General features: G+C 56.0%; 18 protein-coding genes and 1 pseudogene. 11 read left to right on the top strand and 8 right to left on the bottom strand.

Annotation, left to right across the window (positions count from 1 at the left end; all coding sequences use genetic code 11):
* Window positions 1-526 precede the first annotated feature (526 nt).
* From AC1DUR_RS21255 to AC1DUR_RS21240, 4 genes are all read right to left on the bottom strand, one after another.
* Complete coding sequence (locus AC1DUR_RS21255; protein WP_477722111.1) at window positions 527-1,138, bottom strand: class I SAM-dependent methyltransferase; 612 nt, start codon at window positions 1,136-1,138, stop codon at window positions 527-529.
* 19 nt (window positions 1,139-1,157) lie between these two features.
* Window positions 1,158-1,592, bottom strand: a complete 435-nt coding sequence (locus tag AC1DUR_RS21250) for a hypothetical protein (RefSeq protein WP_477722110.1) — start codon at window positions 1,590-1,592, stop codon at window positions 1,158-1,160.
* 502 nt (window positions 1,593-2,094) lie between these two features.
* On the bottom strand, window positions 2,095-2,445 hold the full coding sequence (locus tag AC1DUR_RS21245; RefSeq protein ID WP_477722109.1) for an HNH endonuclease: 351 nt from the start codon (window positions 2,443-2,445) through the stop codon (window positions 2,095-2,097).
* 836 nt (window positions 2,446-3,281) lie between these two features.
* Window positions 3,282-3,650, bottom strand: coding sequence for a hypothetical protein (locus AC1DUR_RS21240; protein ID WP_477722108.1), 369 nt, complete (start codon window positions 3,648-3,650; stop codon window positions 3,282-3,284).
* 831 nt (window positions 3,651-4,481) lie between these two features.
* Here AC1DUR_RS21240 and AC1DUR_RS21235 point away from each other — a divergent pair.
* From AC1DUR_RS21235 to AC1DUR_RS21225, 3 genes are read left to right on the top strand one after another with little or no spacing between them, the layout of a single operon-like run.
* Window positions 4,482-6,047 (top strand): recombinase family protein, encoded by a 1,566-nt coding sequence (locus tag AC1DUR_RS21235; protein WP_477722107.1) that lies wholly within the window; start codon window positions 4,482-4,484, stop codon window positions 6,045-6,047.
* Window positions 6,048-6,070: 23 nt separating this feature from the next.
* On the top strand, window positions 6,071-6,940 hold the full coding sequence (locus tag AC1DUR_RS21230; RefSeq protein ID WP_477722106.1) for a plasmid partitioning protein RepB C-terminal domain-containing protein: 870 nt from the start codon (window positions 6,071-6,073) through the stop codon (window positions 6,938-6,940).
* A 2-nt stretch (window positions 6,941-6,942) separates the two neighbouring features.
* Entirely contained in the window at window positions 6,943-7,815 is an 873-nt protein-coding gene (locus AC1DUR_RS21225) for a plasmid partitioning protein RepB C-terminal domain-containing protein (protein ID WP_477722137.1), read from the top strand.
* Window positions 7,816-7,956: 141 nt separating this feature from the next.
* Here the strand turns inward: AC1DUR_RS21225 and AC1DUR_RS21220 are convergent, their stop codons facing one another.
* The gene (locus AC1DUR_RS21220; protein WP_477722105.1) at window positions 7,957-8,757 is read right to left on the bottom strand and encodes a hypothetical protein; all 801 of its coding nucleotides are present in this window, start codon (window positions 8,755-8,757) and stop codon (window positions 7,957-7,959) included.
* An 83-nt stretch (window positions 8,758-8,840) separates the two neighbouring features.
* Between AC1DUR_RS21220 and AC1DUR_RS21215 the strand changes: the two genes are divergently transcribed.
* The 7 genes and pseudogenes from AC1DUR_RS21215 to AC1DUR_RS21185 all read left to right on the top strand — a co-directional run bounded on the left by AC1DUR_RS21215 (window position 8,841) and on the right by AC1DUR_RS21185 (window position 16,508).
* Window positions 8,841-9,065 (top strand): DNA-binding protein, encoded by a 225-nt coding sequence (locus AC1DUR_RS21215; protein WP_477722104.1) that lies wholly within the window; start codon window positions 8,841-8,843, stop codon window positions 9,063-9,065.
* Window positions 9,066-9,278: 213 nt separating this feature from the next.
* The gene (locus AC1DUR_RS21210) at window positions 9,279-10,250 is read left to right on the top strand and encodes a PDDEXK family nuclease (protein WP_477722103.1); all 972 of its coding nucleotides are present in this window, start codon (window positions 9,279-9,281) and stop codon (window positions 10,248-10,250) included.
* A 713-nt stretch (window positions 10,251-10,963) separates the two neighbouring features.
* Window positions 10,964-12,550, top strand: a complete 1,587-nt coding sequence (locus AC1DUR_RS21205; protein WP_477722102.1) for a hypothetical protein — start codon at window positions 10,964-10,966, stop codon at window positions 12,548-12,550.
* A complete protein-coding gene (locus AC1DUR_RS21200; protein ID WP_477722101.1) occupies window positions 12,547-14,046 on the top strand; it encodes an AAA family ATPase in 1,500 nt (499 codons plus the stop codon). The genes AC1DUR_RS21205 and AC1DUR_RS21200 overlap by 4 nt, the downstream gene beginning before the upstream one ends.
* Window positions 14,030-14,509 (top strand): annotated as a pseudogene (locus AC1DUR_RS21195) (TniQ family protein); the annotation flags it as partial. The gene AC1DUR_RS21200 and the pseudogene AC1DUR_RS21195, both read left to right, overlap by 17 nt.
* Window positions 14,510-14,641: 132 nt before the next feature.
* Window positions 14,642-15,406: a hypothetical protein gene (locus AC1DUR_RS21190; protein ID WP_477722138.1), complete on the top strand. Its 765-nt coding sequence runs from the start codon at window positions 14,642-14,644 to the stop codon at window positions 15,404-15,406.
* Window positions 15,407-15,440: 34 nt separating this feature from the next.
* Window positions 15,441-16,508: a hypothetical protein gene (locus AC1DUR_RS21185; protein WP_477722100.1), complete on the top strand. Its 1,068-nt coding sequence runs from the start codon at window positions 15,441-15,443 to the stop codon at window positions 16,506-16,508.
* Window positions 16,509-16,568: 60 nt separating this feature from the next.
* Here the strand turns inward: AC1DUR_RS21185 and AC1DUR_RS21180 are convergent, their stop codons facing one another.
* The 3 genes from AC1DUR_RS21180 to AC1DUR_RS21170 all read right to left on the bottom strand — a co-directional run bounded on the left by AC1DUR_RS21180 (window position 16,569) and on the right by AC1DUR_RS21170 (window position 19,675).
* On the bottom strand, window positions 16,569-16,847 hold the full coding sequence (locus tag AC1DUR_RS21180) for a helix-turn-helix domain-containing protein (RefSeq protein WP_477722099.1): 279 nt from the start codon (window positions 16,845-16,847) through the stop codon (window positions 16,569-16,571).
* A gap of 413 nt (window positions 16,848-17,260) precedes the next feature.
* On the bottom strand, window positions 17,261-18,400 hold the full coding sequence (locus tag AC1DUR_RS21175; protein WP_477722098.1) for a phospholipase D family protein: 1,140 nt from the start codon (window positions 18,398-18,400) through the stop codon (window positions 17,261-17,263).
* A 33-nt stretch (window positions 18,401-18,433) separates the two neighbouring features.
* A complete protein-coding gene (locus AC1DUR_RS21170) occupies window positions 18,434-19,675 on the bottom strand; it encodes a hypothetical protein (RefSeq protein ID WP_477722097.1) in 1,242 nt (413 codons plus the stop codon).
* A 695-nt stretch (window positions 19,676-20,370) separates the two neighbouring features.
* On the opposite strand from AC1DUR_RS21170, the gene AC1DUR_RS21165 reads away from it, so the two are divergent.
* The gene (locus AC1DUR_RS21165) at window positions 20,371-21,090 is read left to right on the top strand and encodes a hypothetical protein (protein WP_477722096.1); all 720 of its coding nucleotides are present in this window, start codon (window positions 20,371-20,373) and stop codon (window positions 21,088-21,090) included.
* Window positions 21,091-21,102: the final 12 nt, after the last annotated feature.

Here is a 21,102-nt window from a genome sequence, read left to right as displayed (position 1 = left end):
CAGCTCTCAAAGCCTGCTCAGCCTTCCTCTTGAGCCTTTCGGCCCCTATATTTTCATTTGTAGGCATATTATTGCGCGCCCCAGTGTCCTCGGAAGCACAATCGTGCCGCTTTTGGAAGCATATTCATGCCGAATATAAAGCTGAAGCATTCTTGGGGCGTACTAGCGAGTCTATTGATTCATGACTTCAGCACCACCAGACGCAAATCTTCCGGCATCCTTACGACAAGGCATTGCACGCCGTCGCGTTCAGGGTGCTTGCAAAAGAACCATCCAGCGCGGGCACTTGCAAAGGTGCGAATCTGAATCGTTACTTCCCTAGAGGTTGAATCGGCCGGAAAATGCCTTCCTCCTTGTAGCCTCCAATCGATAACACCGCCTCCTCTAATTAGGGGATGCGCGCGGGTCGATATTGCTGAAGGGAGCTCGCGCGGCATTCGAACGTCAGTACAGCGAAGGAACTGGCTGAACGCATCTGCAGCAGCATTCTGGTCAACTTAGGAGTTTGATCGTTTGGGATGACGTGCTAAGTGTCCTTACGGAAAACTAGCGTGGTCCATGTGATTTCCTGACGTCCCAAAGCGTCAGTCGCAGGACTGCGTCGGAATAACTGCAAGCCGCATCGAAGAGCTTGCTGAACTACCTCTTGCTCGGACACTGGTAAGATTTTTCGCGATTTATCAGCGGGGCCATGTCGAAGCGAAATTATGAGTAGTCCACTTGGCGCCATAAGTCTCGACAGCCGCTGCATGGCCATTACATACTGATTTGGATTGAGATGCATCCATACCGCACTTACCAAGACCAAGTGAAATTCTGCCGCTCGCTCCTCGAAGCTGAACAACTCAGGGAGCTGATCGTCAATCCATTCGATATCGATATTGGGGTGAAGCCGGGCCGCCTCCAGGCGCATTTTCTGTGATGGCTCGACTGCAGTAACCAAATGCCCTTTACTTGCGAGTGCAGCGGCATCTCGCCCGGATCCTGCGCCCACGTCTAGGACACTAAGGCGATGAGTTGGTATCAGGTCAAGAATGCCCGAGTGAACATGCTCGAAAGAGACCGACTCGTAAGCCCTCGCGAATTCGCGTGCATCACGGTCGTATGTCGATATTGCCGTTTTCACGCTCGGAGGCATTTGAAGCTTTTCGTGGGCACTACGCGTTCAACTCACACCAGAAAGATATGGCACCGGCAAGACCGAATAGCGCAGCAAGGCCAAGCGCGATAGAGAGCGCCCAAACAACCGCCCAGCCTTTGTTGTACCAAGTAGTACCCGATGCCTCAACAAATCCAGCAGGATGGAACTTCCTTAGCTGGGATAGATAGGCTTCCATCACATGGCGCACACGGACCAGCACAAAGATAAACGTCACGTCCCACACGACGCTTAACAGAGATATTGCCACCTTTAAAAGGCTAGCAATTTCAAGAGTGGCGGCTGCATACCAAAGCCCCCCTGTTAGCGTCATGACCAGCAAGGGAACCTGCCACATAATTTGGTTCATTGCTCTGAATTGTTCAAAGTTCTGCTCGTAGCAGATCTTGTCTCTCTCAAAGACATTCGGATCATTTGACGCTGAAATAGTCATGGCTTTTCCTTTTCGCTGAGGTGGTAAATATATGAGATCGGCTGCAAACTAGCTGCGTGGGGAGCCCAGTCACTCACGATTTTCGACCGCCCTTTGTTTGTAAAAAACTTACCTTGGTTATTGCGCTCTATCTCAATATGCGACTTATCAGCCAGATACTGTAAACCACGGCAACCGATGTGTCGCGACTGCCCACTCAAGCGCCAGTTGCATGCATGGCCGCTCCGCCGTCGAACCCTAGTGGTCGTGAAAGCAGAATGAGCTATGCGCAGAACTTGTTGATGGTATTGCGCATACTTAACTCACGACGACATTGACTCTCGAAGTGGCGAAGTCCAACTGGGTCCCGCTTCGACTCGAATGCCATCGGACCGATATCCCTGTTTGGAAAGCAAGTTCAAGTTAGACAAGGCAATTTTCCTCACCTCCCCCAGGCTTCCCGCTTAACTGGCTCCACTAATGCCGGGTGAATCGTTAGGCGCCATGTTTCAGCCAGACTGGATTAGCGAAAGTGACGCTGTATCTGTTGAGGATGCCAATGCCCACCCTCCAGCCTCCTACGGACTAGCTGTTTGTATCGCTCGGGTGGCAACGGGGTCTTTCGGGCGTGCCGAGTGCTGTTGCAGAAGCGACAAGCCGCAACAATGTTGGTAAGTGCATTGGTCCCTCCATCCTTCTTTGCAATGAGGTGCTCTGCAGTGCACGCCATGCGACGCAGGAAATCTCGGGGCACAGCCGTGCCGCATATGCTAGCGCCGTCACGGGCAAGAATCATCGGTTTTCCACAGTAGTGGCACAGACCGCCTTGGCGGTTAAATGCACGCAAGCGTGCCTTGGCTATTTTTTGAGTCATAGATAAGTGAAGTTGAACAATCAACCCCTCAAAGAGGGGACTGGGCGTTCAAACAAATCACTCGCCGAACGCGGCCGGCAGCGTATGCTGTACGGCAGATCTGAGCATTGCGCTACAGACCCGTGGCAATTTCTCTGCCACCGAATGAGATATTAGGGACGATTTCGATGCTCGTCAACCGGGAGTTCCATGCCCCAACATGTGATGAAGAACGTCCGATGATCATGAGCAGGATTAGCCAGCGGGAGCTCGCTTTTCGGTTTCATAAGTCGAAAACAGCTTTTCCGCCGGCGCGGCTATCTGCATGGCTTGAACGTCGCATTCATGGAGCGGCATCAGTGGCAGTTCCAAGAGGCGGTGATGGCGGGCAGATGCGACGGAGTCTGGTTCTCGTCATGTGTCCATGCGAATACCAGTCACAGAAGACTAGTTTTGTGGTCCGCTAAGTGGCAAAGCAGTCGCGGTCGGATGCTCCCGACAACGACCAGAAGGGCTCGCTCAGGACCTGCTTCTAAAAGTCAACCGGAAGTAATTGAAGTTATCCGTTACGACAAGGCGTTGCATGCCGTCGCGTACAGGGTGCTCGCGAAGGGATCTGCCATTGAGTTGAATTGGGCAATACTCGATATATCGGCCAGATACTGTAAACCGCAGCAACCAATGTGCCCCGACTGCCCACTCAAGCGCAGTTGTATGCACGACCGCTCCGTCGTTAGATCGTAAGATGGCGGCGTCGATGCTCGGTTGATTAACTGGCGGTGCCACTGCCGATGTGAACTTGACCCGTTTTTGCAGACACATTGACGCCGGCAAGGCAAAGCGACTGTGGATTGCAATTACCCGACAGCGCCAGCCTCAGCAGACAAAATCAGATGGCTCACCGAAAACGGACCATCGGGTTGTGCTGGTAGAACGCCCCCTGTAGGGCGCCATAGAACTCGCATTGATTGGCCCATGTAGTCTCCTGCATGGACCTTTAGTAGGGCGGCTGGTTTTTTCGGCGCCGTATTGACCAGCGCCTCCTGAAGCCCTACCGGCATGTTGTTCTCGTCAATGCCTTGCACGTAGGTCTCCCCTTCAGCTGGCTCGGACACACCGTCCTCGAATTCCTCCACTCCCGCCGCGATGATGGCGACAAAAACGGTGTCTCGCTTGGACCGCCAGCATTTGATCGCCCCGGTCGCCAGGTCAATCGGCGCGTGCATGATGTAGCCATTTGCTGGGGAAATATCTGAATCGGAGGAGCAGTCACCGGAGGCAAGGGATGCTAGGGGTGCAGCGGTGTATTTTTCAGAGCACTCAGTTCTAGAAACGCTCAGGGCCGTGTGCGGAAAACCGGCGCCCGCCTCTTGGCGTCGGTCCGGCCTTCGCACCAAGTAGCAAAAGCAAGTCTTCTGATTCGGAGAAGCGCTATGGAAAACAGATGGTGTACCGCCTGCGGGCAAGCATTCCGTCCCAGTCCCAAGGTTCCTCGTCAAAGCTACTGCTCAGATCCTGATTGCCAACGTGAGAGGCGGCGCCTTTGGCAACAGGCAAGGAGGCGCAGCGATCCCGATTACCTTGACAACCAAGAGCAAGCCCAGCGCGCATGGAGTAAACGACACCCAGACTATTGGCGCGCCTATCGAGCAGCACACCCGGACTACGTAGACCGCAATCGACAGCTTCAAAGTGAGCGCAATGAGAAGAAGCCACCGCCTGCTATTGCAAAGATGGACGAGTTCACCATACCAATCCTTCTGCCAACGGGGATATACCACCTGGAACCTATCAGGGGCACCGGTATTGCAAAGAAGAACGTCTGGACTGTGCAGATCACTGTGTTATCAGTCGCAAAGCAATAAGTTTTTGATATTGCAAAGAGAGGACTTGATAGCCGTCAAAGCGTAGAACTGTTAATTTTCTCGAAAACACCTTTAGAGGCCCGACCCTCGCCTCAATGGGCGCGATCAATGCCGAATACTGCTCGGCTGGTACGGCTATCGGGATATTCGCAGAAGCACGAGGCGTCGGAAAGTTCTGGTTGGGATGGCAACATGCACCAAGATCACCACAGCCCGGATCGGGAAAGCAGCGCAGGCCAACTGCGCGCTGCAGAGTACGTGCGAATGTCCACGGAGCATCAACAATACTCGACTCAAAATCAAATCGACAAAATCCGCGAATACGCCACCCAACGAGGCTTGGAGATCGTCAAAACCTACGCGGACGAAGGCAAGAGTGGGCTCAAGATCGATGGGCGGCGGGCGTTGCAGCAGTTGATCCAGGATGTCGAAACTGGAACCGCCGAATTCAAGGTGATTCTTGTTTACGACGTCAGCCGATGGGGACGATTCCAAGACGCCGACGAAAGCGCCTACTACGAATATATTTGCCGGCGCGCGGGCATCCAGGTCGCCTACTGCGCCGAGCAGTTTGAAAACGACGGTTCACCAGTTTCCACGATAGTCAAGGGCGTCAAGCGCGCCATGGCCGGTGAATACAGCCGAGAGCTATCGGCCAAGGTATTCGCTGGACAATGCCGGCTGATAGAACTTGGATTTCGTCAAGGGGGACCGGCAGGATATGGCTTGAGGCGCGTGCTGGTCGACCAGGTTGGTTCCATTAAGGGCGAGCTGGCACGCAGTGAGCACAAAAGCCTGCAAACTGATCGTGTGATCTTGATGCCTGGTCCCCAGGCTGAAGTTCGCGTCGTCAATCAAATCTATCAGTGGTTTATTGACGGCGGCTTGATCGAATCCGAGATTGCCGATCGGCTCAATGAGCAAGCAATCAAGACCGAGCTCGGACGGGAATGGACCCGTGCGACGGTTCGCCAGGTCCTGATCAATGAAAAATACATCGGCAGCAATGTCTACAACCGCATCTCCTTCAAGCTGAAAAAGCTGCGGGTGGTCAACACCCCGGACATGTGGATCCGCAAGGAAAATGCGTTCGAGCCCATAGTGGCTCGCGACCTGTTCTATACAGCCCAAGGCATTCTCCGGGCACGCTCCCGTCGCTATAGCGACGAGGAACTGATCGACAGGCTTCGCGGCCTGTATCAGCACCGCGGTTTTCTTTCTGGCATTGTGATCGACGAATCTGAAGGAATGCCTTCCTCGTCAGTCTATGCATACCGTTTCGGCAGCCTCATCCGTGCCTACCAAATGGTGGGTTTTGCCCCGGGCCGAGACTATCGGTATTTGGAAATCAACAGGTTTTTGCGGCAACTGCATCCCAAGGTCGTGGCCCAAACGGAAGCCAAGGTCGCCGCGTTGGGCGGCACCATAGCGCGCGACCCGGCTACAGACTTGCTGCGAGTCAACCAGGAGTTCAGCCTCTCCTTGGTCCTTGCCCGCTGCCAAAGCCAGGTCAGCGGTCGCAACCTCTGGAAGGTGCGCTTTGACACAAGCTTGCTGCCGGATATCACGGTAGCCATTCGACTTGCGCCTGGCAACGAGGCTCCGCTGGATTACTACCTCTTGCCACGGCTTGATTTTTTGCAGCCGCGCATCAACCTCGCGGATCAAAACGCAGCCGAGTTGGAAAGCTACCGATTCAACACACTCGACTATCTTTACGGAATGGCTGCACAACTTCGACTACGGAGGGCCGCATGAATGCTAGATTGCATGACATCCGAATGATCCCCATTGATCGCATAGAGGTGCTCAACCCGCGAGAGCGCAACCAAGATGTCTTTGATGACATCGTCGGCAATATCAAGGCGATTGGCCTAAAAAAACCCGTTACCGTCACGCCAAGACCCAGCGCTGATGGTGCCGAGCGCTACTTACTGATCTGCGGAGAGGGGCGGCTTAAGGCTTTTCGAATTCTCGGCGAAGCCCGCATACCCGCATTGGTAGTTTCTGCCAGCGACGAAGACGCTTTTATCATGAGTCTCGCGGAAAACATTGCCAGACGCCAATACCGTTCCTTGGAGTTGCTGGCGGGGATTTCCGAGTTGCGCGTAAAAGGCTATAGCGCCAAGGTCATTGCAGACAAGACTGGCCTGACCCTTCAATATGTTCAAGCCATTTTGTTTTTGCTTGAGAAGGGAGAAGAGCGCTTGTTGGTGGCGGTCGAACAAGGCAGCATTCCTCTGAACGCAGCCCTGTCCATTGTTGGTGCGGGTGACGACGACAAGGCAGTGCAGGCCGCACTTCAGGAAGCGTACGAAACAGGAAGTCTACGTGGAAAACAACTGCTTGATGCGCGACGACTGATTGAGCGGCGGAAACTGCTGGGACGATCCGTGGCCCGCGGCTCTCCCCGCAAACATACCGACGTAACGACATCCAGTTTGGTGCGCGCGTATCAGAAAGAAGTCCAGCGACAGAAAATGATGGTCAAGAAAGCGTCGTTTTCCCAGCAAAGCCTGCTGTTTGTTGTGAGCGCGCTTCGTAAATTATTTCTCGATGAGAACTTCGTCAACCTGCTCCGCGCCGAAGGGCTTGACTCCTTGCCACAGTATCTCGCCGAACGCATTGCAACGACCGGGAGCGTAGCGTGACCGTGGTCTTGGGATTCCTGCCGAAGCCTCTCTCGGTCCCCATCGAGAATATCCTGCCATCACGAAAGATCGCGCTGAGCCTTGCCACCTCTCATAAGTTCAAACAGATACTTGCGTCAATCAAGGAAATCGACCTGATCGAACCCCTTGCCGTGGGCTCGGTGGATCGAAAATCTGGGCAGCACCTGCTTCTGGACGGGCATATTCGCCTTGCGGCGCTGCGGGAGCTCGGGTACGTTGAGGCGCCGTGCCTGGTTGCCACAGATGACGAATCGTATACCTACAACAATCGAATCAACCGGCTATCGACCGTTCAGGAGCACCTGATGATTAGGCGCGCCATTGATCGTGGCGTTTCTCCTGAGCGGTTGGCCAGCGCTCTATGCGTAGATACATCTCACATCATCAAGAAAATGGGCCTGCTCAATGGAATTTGCGCCGAAGCGGCTGAACTACTGAAGGACCGTCAATTCTCGGTGGAGATTTCGCAGGTCGTCCGCCGCATGAAACCGACTCGACAGATTGAATGTGTCGAGCTGATGATTTCCGCCAACAATCTGACCGTGGCTTATGCCCGGGCATTGCTGACCGCCACAACGCCCGATATGTTGACCGACAACAAAAAGCAGAAAAAACCTGCCGGCGTTAGTCAGGAGCAGATGGCCCGCATGCAAAGGGAGATGTCCAATCTGCAAGGGCAGTACAAACTGGTTGAGCAGACCTATGGGGAAGATGTCTTGAATCTGGTCTTGGCAAAAGGGTATGTCACCAAGCTGCTAGGCAACATACGCGTGGCGAAGTACCTGGAACAACACCAGCAGGACATCATGGAGCAGTTTGTCAGCCTGTCAGAGACGACATCTTTGGAACACTAACCAAGCACGACCGTGGCCCACAGGCGTGTCTCGACAACTTGCAGAATGACTTTCCGCTGGGGTGCACCCTTGCGATTAAGTCGATTGAATCCCTATGACTTAAGTAAGCGCATTCCGCATGATCAACAACGTACGGAGCACCTAGCTTTCCTTGTGGATCCATGGAGGAGGTTGGCCTGGCTCCAACTCCCCAAAATCGCATTCCAGGAAATAGTCCACAAACTTCTGCCGCTCACTGGCAAATCGGTCAATGTCCCCGTCGGTGATAGGCGCACGCATTAAGTACTGTCCCGGATAAATGATTTCGGAAAAGTACTTGCTAACGAGTTCGCGAAGTTCCCTCAGCGGCGGATGCATCACTGGATGGGTGCTCTCCAGCAAGTAGCCAATTGCCCACACGATCCCGACACCAGCCCAGCGCATGGTTCCGGGTTCGCCGGCGAGCTCAGCGCGCCGCATCGCACAGGCAAGCGCGCCTAAAGACCAGGGATTTACCGGATCTGTGAACGAGTACAGAAAATCTTTCGATATCGGGTTTACGCATAGAGCCGCCGGACTATTGGGGCCCGAGGGAAGCAACAAATCCTCTCGGAAAAGCGGTGGAAGATTATTCACACATATCAAGAGATCATCGAAAGAGACCTTCTCTTCTCTCAGCAGGAACCACAAGGGGGTCATGAACCACGCCCTTGTATCGGGCCAAACCTTAGCAGCCAGCTCTACCCACTTCCCACTTGTGTTTGGACCGAGTGCTCCGCCGGCACGTTGTTTGCCGCCGGCGTACCTCTTCATGCTCGTGTAGTCGTGCTTATCCAAACCCAGTCTCGACATTAGGGATTTGGCAACCTTTTCGGTGCTATTAAGACCAGTCACCTGCTTAAGCGATGCCATCCAGAGTTGCGCCCGAATGTGGTCGATTGGAGAAGCTTTGGGATTTGTCATGGGGCGAGTTTGAGAACAAATGCGCCATTGCTAAACCCGTGCGCAAATGGCAAATTCCGACCCTGTTTTAACGCAGTTCGGCCGTGACCCCATTTTCCATCCAACAACGCATTGACGGTACTGGTGAGAGCCAAGACCCGCGCCCCGTCTTGACTTCGTCTGCGTTTCGGAAGCAGGGCGTCACCGTGGCCGAATGGGCTCGGTCCCAAGGATTCAGTCCCCGGCTTGTCTATACAGTTTTGAGGGGCGAGCGAAAGTGCCTAAGAGGGCAAAGCTACCAAATAGCGAGGGCACTTGGCATGAAATAGCGCCCCACGGCCCACTCCAATACCTGATACAGGTTCTCTGCCAGGGCATCTCGCCCACATGGATAAGGCCGGGCAACTACCACATCGCCCGGCCCCTCCAGACACCGCAAAACTAGGTGCCGCTTCAACAGCGTTCAATGTACATCCCGGCGATTCGGGAGGTCAAGCCTCGTTTTGTGCACTTTTGTGGACATAACTTCTGACGAGGCATTTATGGACTGGACAGCATTTGATTTTGCACCGGGCGAGTTCGCCCGGGCACGCGGGCGAGAGCCCGCACAAACCGGGAAAATGACCTGGGAAAAACTGGCCGCGCTGATCAAGGCGGGCTACGGCCAAGGACATTTCCAGCGCTACAAGCCGTGGCTAAGAGTGACAAAGCGGGACTACTCGCCCAATAGCAATATCGGGCATCTCCCCCACGCCGCCCTCGGCCGAGCGCATCATTACCGCGCCCGTACAGAACGCGGGACGATGCTGATCATCCGATGGCTAGGCGTCGCCGATATTCGTGATGCATTTCCCGTTTGGCCATGGCCACACCGACACCCGGGCTTTGGACTTCCCGGCTTTGAACACTCCATAGAGCTGCCGGGGCTGCTAAGCATCGCCGAAGCAGCGGAAATTCCGCATGGGTATTACCCAGGCACTGCCATCCCGTACCTCGCCACCCTGGATAGCCTGGTGACCTACAAGAATTCGATGGGCTCGTACCGGCTGATGGCCATTGAAAACAAGCCCGAACCCATCGCCACCGCGCCAGACCCACTTTCACGGCCCAAGGAACGCCTCGAGTTAGCCAGGCGCTACTGCGTCCGTGCGGACATACCGCGCCTCCTCATTCATGCCGAGAAGATACCACCCGAATTGATCGTCAATCTCGATCTGCTTGCACCTCCATTGACGAACCCCCAGCAAACAGCTTTGCTGGGGTCGAAAATCTATCAACATGTCTCGGAGCTCCTGCAAGCAAAAGGCTACTCCACTGCGCCCAGTGAGTTAACAGCCTCCCTGAAGGCTCGATTTGGGTATCACCCCAGCATGTTGCAGGCTGCCATGCACCTGGCCATCTGGCGCCAGGACGTTGATCATGACCTGACGCTCCCCTTCAGGCCTTGGCAGCCGCTCACGCCTGGCGGACGAGCGTTCAAACAGCAGCTGCAATCACAATGGTTCGAGGCGTAACCATGACACCATGCCTTAAGCCAATGGATGTCCTGGATAACTGCCCCGGCGTCGCCATCCTCTCGGGCCCCACCAGGGTACTCGGGTACAAAATTCAAACGGATCTCTTATGGCTTATTGACTTTCCGAAGAGCGAAAGGGCCTTCGCAAAACGCGGCTATTTGGCAGGCCCCTACCAACGCAGCCTCGCCAGGTTCGAAGAGCACATTCAAGACAACCTCTTATATAGATTGAAGCTTATTCCTGCCCCGAATCTCCAGGTTTCCGATGCCGACCTCTTGAAGGAATGCGAGGACGACAGACGACGAGAAGCACTATTGGCCGACCATCAACGCAGGGATTATCGGTACAGCGTTATCGAGCCGCTGCTTTGTATACCCGGTACCACTAAGCTTCGATTTCATCTGGATATTCTTTCAGACGAGTCCTTAGCTCAACAACTTGCAATTCAGTCGGAAACTCACAACCATTGTCGAGCGACCATCTATAACTGGCTTCACCGCTATTGGGTCGGTGGGTGCCAAAAGAATGCGTTACTTAGCGACTTTGACAGGTGCGGCAACCCTGGCCAACCCAAACCACAAACAACCAAGCTGGGCAGGTCGACTCGACTCTACATAAACAAGCTATCCACCACGCGTGGATACTGTCTCACAGACGATGACAAGCAGAAGTTAGGTCGGGGCTATCTCCTGATCAAGCACGACGTCCCCATGAATGATGCCTACTTGACTACGTGCGCTGTCCATTGGGCGGAGCACCAGGTTGACAACCTTGGCCAGGTGCGAGCGGTTCTGTTCCCGCCCACCGAGCGCCCAACATTCTCACAGTTCGTTCGATGGGGAAAATCGCTGAACAGCATCACCGTCACGGACATGCTTTTGGGCCCCACAAAAGCGCGCCAACGTTCAGACGCTCGTGGTGGGTCTGAGCAAGACCTGGTCGTTGCCGTCGGCCAGCTCGCTGGATTTGACGGCACCTCGTCGGATGTGTATTTGACGTCGCATCGGTCCAGACTCAAAAAACTGCCTCCCATGACCCGGCTCATACTCAAGGAGGTAAGGGTGGGCCTGATCTACGGCTGGCATTGCAGCTGGGATCCCCCATCGCCAAAGACCGCCATGCTGGCAATTTTGCATGGCGCGATGCCCTCCAAGGTCGCGTGGGCAAAACGTTTCGGGATTGAACTGGAAGAGGACGTCATTCCAGGTATGTTGTGCAGGAATCATCTTGCCGACAATGGCGAGTTGAAAGGGGCGGAGCCCACAGAAGCCGAGACACAATTCGGGTACGGCATTGACATACCATCCACAGAGCGCGGCGACAGAAAGGGCGGCGTCGAGTCGCAGCATCACGCAGACCATGCCCATCTAGACCGAAAGCTCCCGGGAACCACCCGCGGAAAACGCCCGGGTCGCGGTGATGTGCTGCCGGTGACGCAGGGGCTCTGGAACTACTACGAATACATGCGCGAGTTGATCGAACACATTGTTTGGCATAACTCCAAGCAGGAAGTTCCGGACCTCGCTCCGGACGACATGCTGCTGGCGGATCCCCCGATCAGTCCAACCCGCATGAACATCTATCGCTGGCTGACAGATCGGGGCATGAACGTTTCACTGCCCTATGACTACGAGGCACTGCGCGCCTTTACCCTGCCCGACGTCGATGCCGTCATTCGCAAGAATGGCATCTATTTGGAAGTAAAGATTCACGGACGCAAGGCACTGCTGCCCAGGCTGAGGTTCACCAGCGAAGCCTTGGTGAAATTAGGCCTGATGTCACAGGTGAAGCGGACCGGCTCACCGCAGCACACCCGCTTGAAGATGGACGCGACGGATCTTTCACAGGCATGGCTACCCACCAAGTCGGGACTGATTCAGGTTTTCAGTTCAGCCAGGGACCAGACCATTCACAGCCGGCTCACGCTGAATCAATACGTGGACTTCGTGGAAGAAAAAATCCTCGAAAAAGACGCCCGCAGGGGTGAAGTTGAGCAAGGACTCACCGACTCCATTTTTCGCCGCGCCGCCGTTACTGATATGGCCAAGGCCGAACTGAAAACGGAGGAAAAACGCCACGGAAAACGCGTCAGTATCGCCAGCCTGAAATCGAACCTCCGCCAAAATCGTGACGAGGAAATGAAGTACCTGCGTGAGCAACAAAGGGAGCAGGAACAGGATTCCAAGCCTGCTTGCGACCAGATCTCCCTAACACCTCAAAACGATGAAGTTGGCGACACGCCCTCTGCCGCTGACCTCCTGATGGAAGAGTTGCACGCACGGGAGATGACTCAGTGAGCAGCGCAGCGCAACTCCGCCCGGAACTCCTGCTGGGCCCCAATCCATTCTTGGAGGCCCTGCCGCCGCCCATTACCTTCTCAGATCTACCCAAGACGCTGCAGCGCTCGGCATTTGCCGATCTGCCCGTCTGGGACCTGCTACCGGCACAGCGGGAGTTCCTCGTTGAGACGGTCGACAACCAATTTGTCGCGACAAGTTGCGTGCTTGAACCAGCCAGCGGTGTTCAGATCTTGCTACGGCGCGCCCTCACGATGCGAAATCCTTTGATGGCAGAGGAGCAGATACGCACTAATCGAATCGGGCTCGCTGACAGCAAAAAAACAATCAGAAGCCTGGCGGGAATGGACGGAGCAGGCATGCTGCTATCGGGCATGACAGGAACAGGCAAGTCGGCCCTGCTCAAACGCATCCTGGCACTCATTGCCCCCGAGCAGGTCCTGGATTTCGGCAGCTCCAAGGCCTGCGGGTGGTTCAGGCTGAAGCAATGCGTTTACCTCTATGTTGATCATCCGTCCAATGGCACCCGAGGCGCCCTGTTGAAGCGCATCCTTCTCCAACTCGATGCTTCCGTGGGGACCGACTATTTCGAGCAGCACAAGCGCACGACCAACCTGGACACGCTCCTGGTCGTGGCGTGCAAACTTCTGGTCCTGCACCGTGTCGCCATGCTGGTCATCGATGAGAAGCAGCAACGCAGCTTCGCCGACAGTCCCTGGGCCTTGGAGTTCGTCCTGTTTTACCTGACGCTCATGAATCTCGGTGTCTCGGTCGTCTTGGCGGGAAATCCCTTGGCATTTGACCATCTGCGCTCGCTCAGCCAAGTGATGCGACGCTTTTCAACGGGGGGCATTCATGAGCTTTCCCCCGCTACTGGGTCTGATCGCTGGTGGACACGTGACTTTTCAATCAACGCGCGCAAGGCCAACCTCGTTGAGCAGTGGGAAATCGACGAGATCGTGCGCTCGGAACTGGAACTCCGGCACAGTGGTGGGCTGCCAGGCCTCTACATGGCGTTGCACAAGGAAGTCATGCGCCAGGCGTTGCGGCGCGGGGGAAATTCGGCCGCGGTATCCGAGAAAGACTTTTCGGCGGCCGTTGCATCGCCGCGCTATGTCGAAGCCAAGCGCATCGCGTTGTCAATCGCTGAAACCCAGGCCAGGAACGCCATGGACTATGAAGACATACCGCCCTTGCATAAGGAGGTCCTCGCTGGCGAGCCGAAGCACGAGAAGCCTCAAGTCGTTTCAGAAGTTGCGATGGCATACGTTACCCGTCTGCTGACCAAGCACAAGGCAGCCCAAACCAGGGAGCTGAATCGTGATCTGAAACGGATGGAGCTCCTGAACTCATTGGACCCTGAGGATGCACGCATGCTTGGCATCGGCGATGAATTGCTGGCATCGATGGAGAAAATAAAACCGCCCATCGAAGGCCTGCCAGGAAAGCGGTCCTCGCGGAAAGGAAAGGGCGAAAAAGATGGCCCCCCACAGTAATCTTCCGGTACTCCCCCTTCTCGTCGACGATGAAACGCTCTACAGCTGGTGCGCGACCGTGCATGCGGTGGACACTGGCTTGAGTGCAGCACAGACCGGAGTTCAGCTCCTGGGATCACCACATGCCGCAAGGCAGCATGATTTGCCGGCATCTCTGACTCGGCTCCCGCTTCTTAGGGGGAGATTACCGACGGAGGGCATCGACCTGCTACGCAGGCACACCATTGCCAATTTCTACTGGCCATTCACAAGTGCGGTGGCTAGGCAATCCGTGGTTAGTGCACTCAGGGCAGGCGCTACCAATCATTGGCGCCGGACCTTGTGCTCGTCTTCGCGAACACAGCCGATCGAGCATCCTCTCAAATGGTGCCCAGCGTGCGTCGTGGCTGACCAAGGCCGAATCGGCCGCGCGTACTGGCATGTCCAGCATCAATTCCCAACCACCACGGTCTGTCCGCTGCATCACAGCGCTCTTCACCAAATCCCGGGCCACCAAAAAGTTTGGCTTCTTCCGTCAAAAGCAGTTCTCCAGCTTGCCAAAACTGACTCCCCACCCTCAAGGTCGGCACGGGTCCTTGAACGTGTCGGCGGTGCGTTGACCAGGATCGACGCTATCGATATCGCATTCTTGCGCAAATCTGCCCTGCGGCGCCTGCGTGAAGCCGGCGTTATCTTGTCTACGAATGGTGTCAGTCACGAACGGATCGAACGCTGGTTTACCCAAACGCCCACCGCGGCGTGGTGCGAAGCGACTGGCAATGGCCTTGAGAATTTCAGGGACGGGAAGTGGATATCAAGCATGCTGTGGCGTCGACACCTCGGAAATGCTGTCCGGTGGGTCGTGCTTTGGAGCRCATTGAACTGGGAGTCTCCGGAAGTCGCGGTGGCAAGCTTCACCGACGCCTGCAGGGGCCATGGGCACGATTTTGGCGGACAGCTTACGCTGTTTGGAATGGATGTGGAAATGCCATCCCGTGCGCCCGAGCACGTCTGGGAGGCGTTTTCAGAATGCAGCAGCTACGCAGATGCGATGCTGAAGTTGCAGTGCCGCCGCAGCGATGTTGTTCGATGGTTGGAACTTGACCGGGAACTGCGCTTTCACTGGAGACGGCGGTTGCGATCCGAGAAACAAGCGCAATGTCTCACCGCTATTCGCACGGCTTTGACCGCGAATCCAAACTTGACCCGCGGAACACTTGAGGAGCAGTTCTCCGCAGATGTGCGCTGGTTGCGCCAACATGCGTTCCGGGAGCTGGATGAGTTACTGAGGGCCATCCCGGCTCGTGATGGAAAGCAAAGCGAGCTACTTCACCGAAACCCACCCCCTGATTGCGACGACGCCCATGCCACAACCGAATAATCCAGATCTCTTCGCGACAAGTCCAGCACACGGCATGAGCGAGCGCCCCAACCCGTATGACAGCTGGTCAGAAAGGCTGATCGCAGGTGAACGTTTGTCGCGAGAGTCCGCTTACAAGTACCGAACACTGTGGAATGCGTGGTGTGACTGGTTGCGGCTGCGCGCTTTGAAATGGTACGCCGTCGATGGCCCACTGATCGAGGAATTCCTTCAAGGCGCCGCACCGGGCCAGGGCGTATCGCGGCGCAGGGCGATCAATGCAGAACGTATGTCCAGCTACACCCGCCAGCGCTACTGGCGACTTTTGCGGGGGGTCTACGCCGCGGCCGCTAGAGACGGTACGATCCGATACAACCCGGTGTTGGACATAGCGGAAGAAGCGCGCCCCTTCATTTCCAACGGGGATCGACGGTCGCAGGTGCTGGATCCTCATGTTTTTGCGAAGCTCCGTGACCCACGGATTATCGAAGCGCTCATTCCGGCAAAAACTGCGGCCGACTGGTGGCACCCCCGCGATCAGGCAATTTTGGCGGTACTTGCAGACACCGGCATCACCGCCTCGGAGTTGCTGGCATTGCGGGGACTCCATGTCGTCCGTGCGGAACAGCAATTTTCGATAGCACATGAATATCCAGCCTCATTGGCGATCAAAGTCATGGCGTCATCCGACGGCGTGGAGCGGACCTTAATAATCTCCCCTACCGCCACGCCGGCGCTGGTTGAATGGCTACACCTGCGCCATCTCCTATTGGCGGAGCATGCTGCACACAAGGGAGCAATGGTCCAAGGAGACGAGTTCATCAAAGAAATGGACAGTCAGGGCCCCTTGTTTGTGGCTCGACGTGGTCGAGCCAAAGCGTCGGAACTTCCGCCCATGGGAGCTCCCGCCTTGTATTACTGCGTCAGCAAGGCTCTTAAAAAGCTTCGCCAGGAAACCATTGTTGGCTCCGGCACACTTGATATAAACATGCCTCATCTGGCCAAGGGACCTGCCATTATTCGCAATACGGTGATTCACCACTGGCTCAATACGTTAGGGCCAGAGGAAACAGTCACCCGCGCCGGACTAAAAAATCTCGAGGCGTTGCGATTCCCATCTTGAATGTATGCGTCTGGCCAAATGCTGCTTTGGGGTGAGGCCGCCGGACTTCGACGTTGAGAATCACAAGTCCTTGAGCTCGTCAATCATCGTGGAAACGCTTTTGGAAGGTGGCTGGCCAGCACCCGACAGGGCGCGGGCCACCTCACGCGGCACCAGCAGCACTTCCTGCCCGGTGGCCTCAGCGATGGCCAGCAGTGAGGTCACGTTGAAATTGTGCTTGCCACTCAGGGCACGACTCACGCTCTGGCGGGTCAGTCCGGTTTTAGATGCCAATTCCACATCGCTCGTATCCTTGCAACCGTGGCGAAGGCTCTCTGCAATGCTTTTTAGCGTGTTCATTTAATTTAACAAATCCTGAATATGTTCTATTAACTTAACAAAATTACAGTGCACGTTTTAGCCATAAACATGTTAAATATAGAGGTGATGGAAGTCGCTGACCATCATTCCGGCTGTGCTTGACCAGTGATGCTGGCAATGACTGCTTTGAAGAAATTATCTGTAGGTCAACAGTCCACCCTTTGCGGTCACTGAGAATTGGGCTTCGAACGCCGGGACTGCAGCGGGAGCGGTCCGTCGCGGTCAGCCCGCGAATTCACACTCCCGCCCAGAAGCAGACATCGCCAGACGGTCGACTCAAAGACTACGGCGGCGTCAGCCTGGTATCACAAGTGCGCGCCATGCTCCACGCAGGGACGGCGATGCGTGGAGCGGCGTGCAGCCCCACGCTGAAGCAGTGATGCGGTGCGTTCCTACGTGGGGGTGTACTTCAGCCAGATGACCGCGTCGAGTTCTGCGATGTTTTTTGCCGGGTGCCCTTTGCTCACGCGCAGCGCCATGCGAAGGCGCTGCGCGAGATCAACATAGGCAGCTCCCTCCGATGCCCCCCGCGGGCCTTTGAACCTGATGTCGGCGAGGAAGTCTTCCACGGGCTGATTCTTCACCGGATAGAGATCGGGGAACCGCAGGCACAGCATCTCAGAGAGAAATGAGGTACGCGAGGACACTTTAAGCCGGCGCAGATCATCAATTTGATCTGCGACCACATCGTCTCGCTCGCTGGGCTTCGCGTTGACGATTTCGAGGAACGCCGTACTCAGCGCTTTGAAATCGCTTGCTTTGCCCTGGCGCTCCCAGCCGGCACCCTGAAGACGATCGCCCAAATCGCGGTGCCAATACTTGGGTAGCTGGTCGTAGAACTGGGGCGATGTGACCCGGCCGGCCGCGCAATCCCTGAACAACTTCATCAGCCCAGACTGGTGCTTGCGATAGGCCGCAAGCTTCTGGCGCCGATCGCGGACGATGTCCGCGGCGCCGGAGGGGCGGGGAAGCTGCAATTTCTCCTTCAGTTGCTCGGAAGATGGTTTCTTGGACGGGCCGCTGGGACCATTGCGAGGGGCTTCCTGATACAGCTCGAGCCAGTCCTCGGAGACCGCGATGCACGAGGGCTCGATGGAGCGGATCCATGCTCGGGCCTGCTCGAAGTGCGTGGGCGTCAGCTTCTGATAGACGTTTGCCTCGTGGTTGCTGGAGAAGGCTGCTCGGGTAAGGTTGGAAGAACCGATGAGAGCGTGCATGCTGCCGCCGGTCTCCTTCCAGAACATCGCCTTGGGGTGGAATCCCTCAATCTCCTCGGCCACCATGAAGCGGTTTTTCAGCTTGCTCGGCAGCCATTTCATCACCTTGCGGCAGGCGTCTTTCCGCGTGATGCCGAAGTCCCGGCCGACAATTAGCCGAAAGGTCTTGCAGCCGGCATTGAGCTTGGCCGGCGCATCCCACTCTGTGAGGTAGGCCGAGACGATGTAGAGCTCAATCGCCTTCTTGAGCGCCCGCTCGTAGAGCGCTTCCAGTCCAGCCTCGCTCCCCTTTGGCAGCAGGATCAGGTCGATCATGTAGGTTCTCCTCGTTCTTGTCGTTGGTAATCATTACTGGTGATGCCACCTATCGCACCAGCGGTGTTCTTCAATCTGCAGAAGCTCGTCCAGCGGCACCATGCTGTCCAATGCTTCCAAAAGCGTCATCTGACCAAGTCGGGCAAGGCCCTTGCGCAGCTGAGTGGGCTTGTTCCTGAGCGCTCGCAGGACATCCTGAGTTCCAGTCGGGATCTTACGATCGAGAAACGCTTGGACTTGGGGGTCGTAGTCCTCGCTGCCTCCCAAAACGTCCCCGACGCTGAGAACGCCCCAGATCGCCGCCACATCTGACTCTGCGAGAAGCGAGGCGGCCTCTTCCACAAAAATTGCGACGACTGTCACCCCAAGAGTCTCAGAAGTGAGGTCCTTCAAAGGCCTCTCTTTGCCGGCACGTTGTGACAGCCCATAGTGATTGTCGATTTGCTCCCGTGCCAGGTGGTACTGGCGGCGTGACAACGAGAAGTCGGCACAGATACTTACCTGCGCGGAACGCAGTGCCTGCTTGCCCTCTTTGGCTGCCTCCCCAAGGCGCTGCGCGACTTCCATCAGATCCGATCGCGACAAGTTCTCGGTGTACGTACCCAACGAGTATTCCCACTGAAGCCCTTCGATGTGCGCATACAGTTCCTTCACCGTGTCGAACATCCGCATGAAAGACCGTTCGAACTCCGGAACGTAGATGACCGCCAGATCCCGCAGATGCTGCTCATTGTCCCTGTTGTTTCGATAGCGAAACGTCTGACCTGTCGGGTCCAATGCGGCGATAGCCATAACGGCATCGCGCAATCTGTCGGGGAATTCGCGCAGTCGCCGATCGACGCAGCATGCGACGTCGAAGGCCCCCCAGAGCTTCTGTATGTCGTGATGCTCTTCAGACTTGAACTCCGCATTCCGCAGGGCATGGAGCTCATGCGGAACGTCCTTCAGAAACAGTTCGACGAAATGACGGGCGCAGTAGGCTAGCGGATGGATAAGCGCGTCCTCGGGGATGAACTCTTCTGGATCACCACTTGCCTCCCGCCATGTCAACGAGCGTAACAGGACCTGCGCGGCAAGTCCGAAGCCGATTACGTAAGCGTGGCCTCCCGAGCCGCCCGTATTGGCGCCGACAGCCGCAATCGGCCCCTGGAGATCGATGCCGCTCCGCCGTGCTCCGAAGAGCGCTCGAGCATCAGCATCTTCAGGTGATGATCCCGACGGGCTCGATACCGCCTTCAGCAAGCTGGGCGAGGAAATAGTTCTGGGTGATTTCATGGCCTATTCTCCGTTGAATCACGGGCGCTTTCGTTGACTGGGCGCGGGACGTCCTTGCTTGAAACTGCCCCCCGGAACGCCAATGCAAACTGCACACTAGGCACAGCATGAGCGCACCAGTTGCCCTGACAGCGCCGTCGGTGAGAATGCCTCGGCGGTCGGTCTCGGCAGCCGCTGGTTCTGAATTCAACAGCTGCATCGTCGCAGCAATATGCCCGATTACTTCACGAGCCGGCCGCGACCCTGGAAGTCCGCCCCCGGCTGCTACTCATGTGTGGCTGCTTCTTGTTGGAAGTGCGCATCCAGTATGGTTCAATGAAATCCGAAATAGCCTGAAGCAGCCATCCCACACTTTGAGATGACGGTCTGCTCCTGGCCGAATACAGTCATCTTACCGTCGGCTGCAGCGGGCCCACTCCAGACAATCGATTTCCAAATTTGACGCGCCCAAGGCGGCCATTTAGTGACACAGGGATTCACATTTGCTAATTACGGCAATGGAGTTGGCTGATTTGTGCTCGTTCCGTCCCTTCGCGACAAGCTCCTGACATTGCCCAGCGACTCATTTCTGGCTCTAGAAACTTGAACTTCTCAATGTCACTTAATAGCCCTTAGTTACACTTCCAAGGAATAGTTAGTCCACACCATGGTTCCCTGGCGCCCACTGCTGGCGGCACCAAACCAGGAGGCTTTGGATGATTCGACGAGTAATGGGCTGGATCGACTTGCTGCTCTTCGTGGCGTTGGTGGGCTTGAGCATTTGGGTAGTCGCATTTCCACCTTGGGGCCTCAAGGCGGAGCCTGCGGCGTCGTTGGCAGGTGCCCTGTTTGCCGCTGCTGCCGTCCTGCTAGGAAACTGGATCAGCCGATCCAACGAGCAACACAAAGCCGCCGCACGCCTCGAACGACGAAGTGCGGCGCTCAGGGCGCTGATTGCCGCAGAACTCGTAAACCTCACCGCCGGTTTACTCGATTCCAAGCACATGATGGATGCTGCCATTCGAACTATCCGAGCCGGCGGACCAGCGCCCGGGAAAATCGACCTGAGTGACTATTTTCCCCGCGCCATGCCCTTTATGGAAAGCCTTGGCGTGGAGCTGCTGTTGTTGGAAGTTACAGCGATTGACGCACTTACAACTCTGCATGCGAATCTCGCGCAGACGCGCCGCGCCATGGAAAGCAACGCGCAAATCGTTAAAGGGACGGCTGGGCTATCCTTGGCCATTGCAACCCAAATTTCTCAAAGCCTTAGTCACGACATGAAGATCTTGGCCGAAGCTTTTGAGCATGTTGCACCCATACGCAAGCTGCAATGGCCCGGCGAAGACCAGCCCAAGCTGGTGATAGACGTCCTCAAGAACGCCGCTCGATCGCCAGATGATGATCCCCATCCGCCGGGCCTGCGGGCTGCATGATCACCGATTCAG

It is taken from the genome of Polaromonas sp. P4_F4 (assembly GCF_056401355.1).
This window is presented reverse-complemented; position numbering and strand designations above follow the sequence as displayed.

Bases quoted from the DNA above. Each gene is read 5' to 3' on its own strand.
- AC1DUR_RS21255 (WP_477722111.1), bottom strand. From the start codon at position 1,138: ATGCCTCCGAGCGTGAAAACGGCAATATCGACATACGACCGTGATGCA.
- AC1DUR_RS21250 (WP_477722110.1), bottom strand. From the start codon at position 1,592: ATGACTATTTCAGCGTCAAATGATCCGAATGTCTTTGAGAGAGACAAG.
- AC1DUR_RS21245 (WP_477722109.1), bottom strand. From the start codon at position 2,445: ATGACTCAAAAAATAGCCAAGGCACGCTTGCGTGCATTTAACCGCCAA.
- AC1DUR_RS21240 (WP_477722108.1), bottom strand. From the start codon at position 3,650: ATGCACGCGCCGATTGACCTGGCGACCGGGGCGATCAAATGCTGGCGG.
- AC1DUR_RS21235 (WP_477722107.1), top strand. From the start codon at position 4,482: ATGCACCAAGATCACCACAGCCCGGATCGGGAAAGCAGCGCAGGCCAA.
- AC1DUR_RS21230 (WP_477722106.1), top strand. From the start codon at position 6,071: ATGATCCCCATTGATCGCATAGAGGTGCTCAACCCGCGAGAGCGCAAC.
- AC1DUR_RS21220 (WP_477722105.1), bottom strand. From the start codon at position 8,757: ATGACAAATCCCAAAGCTTCTCCAATCGACCACATTCGGGCGCAACTC.
- AC1DUR_RS21210 (WP_477722103.1), top strand. From the start codon at position 9,279: ATGGACTGGACAGCATTTGATTTTGCACCGGGCGAGTTCGCCCGGGCA.
- AC1DUR_RS21205 (WP_477722102.1), top strand. From the start codon at position 10,964: ATGAATGATGCCTACTTGACTACGTGCGCTGTCCATTGGGCGGAGCAC.
- AC1DUR_RS21185 (WP_477722100.1), top strand. From the start codon at position 15,441: ATGAGCGAGCGCCCCAACCCGTATGACAGCTGGTCAGAAAGGCTGATC.
- AC1DUR_RS21180 (WP_477722099.1), bottom strand. From the start codon at position 16,847: ATGAACACGCTAAAAAGCATTGCAGAGAGCCTTCGCCACGGTTGCAAG.
- AC1DUR_RS21175 (WP_477722098.1), bottom strand. From the start codon at position 18,400: ATGATCGACCTGATCCTGCTGCCAAAGGGGAGCGAGGCTGGACTGGAA.
- AC1DUR_RS21170 (WP_477722097.1), bottom strand. From the start codon at position 19,675: ATGAAATCACCCAGAACTATTTCCTCGCCCAGCTTGCTGAAGGCGGTA.
- AC1DUR_RS21165 (WP_477722096.1), top strand. From the start codon at position 20,371: ATGATTCGACGAGTAATGGGCTGGATCGACTTGCTGCTCTTCGTGGCG.